Annotated in this window: 1 protein-coding gene and 1 pseudogene (1 of these 2 only partly in view); one reads left to right on the forward strand and one right to left on the reverse strand. The window is 32.9% G+C overall.

Annotated features, from left to right (window positions below):
- A pseudogene (locus A2255_08340) lies at window positions 1-1,176 on the forward strand (GTP-binding protein TypA) (it extends 412 nt beyond the left edge of the window).
- Window positions 1,177-1,305: 129 nt separating this feature from the next.
- On the opposite strand, the gene A2255_08345 reads toward A2255_08340, so the two are convergent.
- Window positions 1,306-2,799, reverse strand: a complete 1,494-nt coding sequence (locus A2255_08345) for a hypothetical protein (GenBank protein OGI22728.1) — start codon at window positions 2,797-2,799, stop codon at window positions 1,306-1,308.
- Window positions 2,800-3,181: the final 382 nt, after the last annotated feature.

Raw genomic sequence — 3,181 nt, forward strand, 5'->3', positions numbered from 1 at the left:
ACGCTACAATTCCATGTGACATCTCTGGATTATAATGAATATATAGGCAGAATTGCTATTGGACGTATCCATAATGGAATAATAAAAGACAGCGAACAAGTAAGCCTAATAAAAAGAGACGGCACCGTAACAAGAGGTAAAGTTTTAAAGCTATTAGGTTTTCAGGGACTAAAAAGAGTTGATTTAGAAAAAGCAGTTGCAGGAGATATTGTAGGAATAGCAGGTTTTCCTGACATCCAGATCGGTGAAACAATATCATCTATTGAAGATCCTAAAGTATTACCATTAATTAGTATAGATGAACCAACTCTCAAAATGAATTTTTCTGTAAATGACAGCCCTTTTGCAGGACAAGAAGGAAAATTTGTTACTTCAAGGCAAGTAAGAAAACGTTTATATCAGGAACTTGAGAAAAACGTCAGCTTAAAAGTTGAAGAAACTGAAAGCACTGATGTTTTCAGAGTAAGCGGTAGAGGAGAATTACACCTCAGCATTTTAATAGAAACAATGAGACGTGAAGGTTATGAATTCCAGGTAAGTAAACCTGAAGTTATTTTTAAAGAACAAAATGGTGCAACTCTTGAACCTTTTGAAAATCTAATTATTGATGTTCCAGATCAATGTACCGGTGGTTGCATTGAAAAATTAAGTTTCAGAAAAGCTGAAATGCTTAATATGCAGTCTAATGGAATAAGAACTATCTTAAACTTTGTAATACCTGCAAGGGGTCTTATAGGGTTTAGAGGAGAATTCATTAGAATGACTAAAGGTGAAGGAATTATGTACCATTCCTTCAAAGACTATAAGCCATTTTCAGGAGAAATACCAAGTTACAGAAATGGTTCTTTGCTAGCTCATGAAGATGGCGAAGCCATTCCTTACGCACTTCAGCAATTTGAAGATAGAGGCGTATTCTTTATCAGACCGAAAACAAAGGTCTATCGTGGCATGGTTGTTGGAGAGCATACTAGACCACAAGATTTAATAGTAAATGTATGTAAAACTAAAAGATTAACAAATATGAGAAGCTCAACAGCTGATGTAATGGTCACATTGCAATCCACAAGAGATTTATCACTAGAAGATTGTCTTGAATATATAAAGGAAGATGAATTACTTGAAATAACTCCTCAAAATATCAGAATACGAAAAGCAAACCTTACAAACTTAAAATAATCAAAATTCAATTTAATCTTGAATTGATCAGGGATATTATTGGAGTTGCCTTGAAACGCAAAGCGTTTGAACAGCAACGGAAATAATATCCCTGATTTTATAAACTCTCAATTATTTATTGGATAGGATTTAAGCTAAACGAATGTCTGGTCTAATAAATGTATTACCGATATATTCGTTCCATTGTGATCTTGAATAACCGCTATATTCTGAAAATCTACTTGCATATGAACCAGAACCACTTGTCACATCATTAAGTAATGTGGCTGAACTTGAAGAAATCCAACTGTTGACTGCATTGGTTGCTGCTGATTTTAATGCTTCAGTTTTAGATTCTGTATATAAAAGTGTGGCTTTCATTGCAAGCTTGGCTAATCTTACACCCATAGAATCAGTTGGGCTAACCACGAGCTTTGAATCATCGGATCTTGATATACTGCCAGCACCCTCAAATGATCCATCAAACACTTCATCAATATTATAGTCTCTATTTGCAATATTATTTATAAAGGTTTGGGAAAGAACATCTGATTTATCGCTTAAACTGGATATTACAGGAGCTGCTATACCAGAGATTCCACTACGCACCATGGCTTGAGAAGCTGCTTCATAATGCAATACATCATTTTCATCAATTTTATCATCTTTATTGATGTCATAATTAAACTTGGTAACACCATCAGTTTTATTGTCATCATTATCAATGGAACCTACTAATTGACTTAATATGCCTTTATCACCATATTTTACTTCGATTTGATCCTCTATTTCATTTCTGCTTAACTTTTGAACGATTTGTCTTTCTTTGTAATCTACAGTTAGAGCAGAATTTTCATATTTTACAGAAGCACCGGCTTGTTGTAATGCAGGGTCATTTTCGTCTATTTGAGCACCATTATTATAAATCTCGTATGCTCCACCTTTATGACTTACTACATTTATACCTGTTCCTTTGAGTTCAAGATTTTGATCTGTTATATATCTAGCATTAAGATCTTCACCATCACTAAATTTAGCATTAAGAGATAAATCTTCATTATCTAACATTGAATATACGGTACCACTCTTACCTTGGAAATCAAAGCAGTTTTCCTTTTTGTTTTCATCAAGTTTTAGTTGAAAATGAGGATCGCCCCATGCTCTTGTTAATGCTGCTTCATCAGCATAAACTGGTGGATCTATAGGAGCATCATCGTTGTTATTATTATTGTTGCTATTGATGATATTAATAATATTGTTAGTAATGTCAGTACTATTGTCAATATTAACATTATTATTATTGTTAATTGTATTATTATTTCCAACAATAATGTTGTTTTGAATGTAATTTATAATTACTTGCCAAGGATTATTTGAATTATTACCAGGATTATTAGGATTTGTTGGATCTGTTGGATCTGTTGGGTCGGTTGGATCCTGAGGATCATTAGGCTGGCCTGAACCTGGTGCTTGGAAAGGTTGTACATATAAACCTTCAAATAATGCATTAACTGTAGGTGTGTATGAATGTTTATATAAATCTTGGCTATAATGAGGATATAAATCCTGTGCGTTAGGAGTTTTACGCACTACACTTATGTACGCATTCGGATCATTTAAATTGTACACACGTAAACTGCACATACTATATCTCCCTTAATTTATACTTCAAATTTTTAAACCTACTTTTTAATCTTTATATATATAAAAACTAAAAATATTGAAAAAATATATAAATGGTATATAACGTTACACTTTGTTACATATTCGATAAAGAAGAAAAACGGTATATAAAATTTGACCTGTAACCCTGTTATTTACTCGAAAAAAGAGTGGGTAACAGGGTTCTTGTATTCATATAAAATTAGATAGAAGTTGCTTAACTTACAGGGTTATACAGTAAGATAAAAATCTTGAAAAGATCGAGCATATAGCTAATTACTGAGCCTTGAAATGTTTTTCTTGTGGAGATTTTGCTAAAACTTATGCTTCCATCCCAACCAACCAACTCTTCTTTGAAATAATC

It is taken from the genome of Candidatus Melainabacteria bacterium RIFOXYA2_FULL_32_9 (genome assembly GCA_001784615.1).
In the GTDB taxonomy this organism is placed as follows: Bacteria; Cyanobacteriota; Vampirovibrionia; order Gastranaerophilales; family UBA9579; genus UBA9579.

What these genes read in the sequence shown, in the direction of transcription:
- A2255_08345 (OGI22728.1), bottom strand. Translation starts at nt 2,799, where the DNA reads ATGTGCAGTTTACGTGTGTACAATTTAAATGATCCGAATGCGTACATA.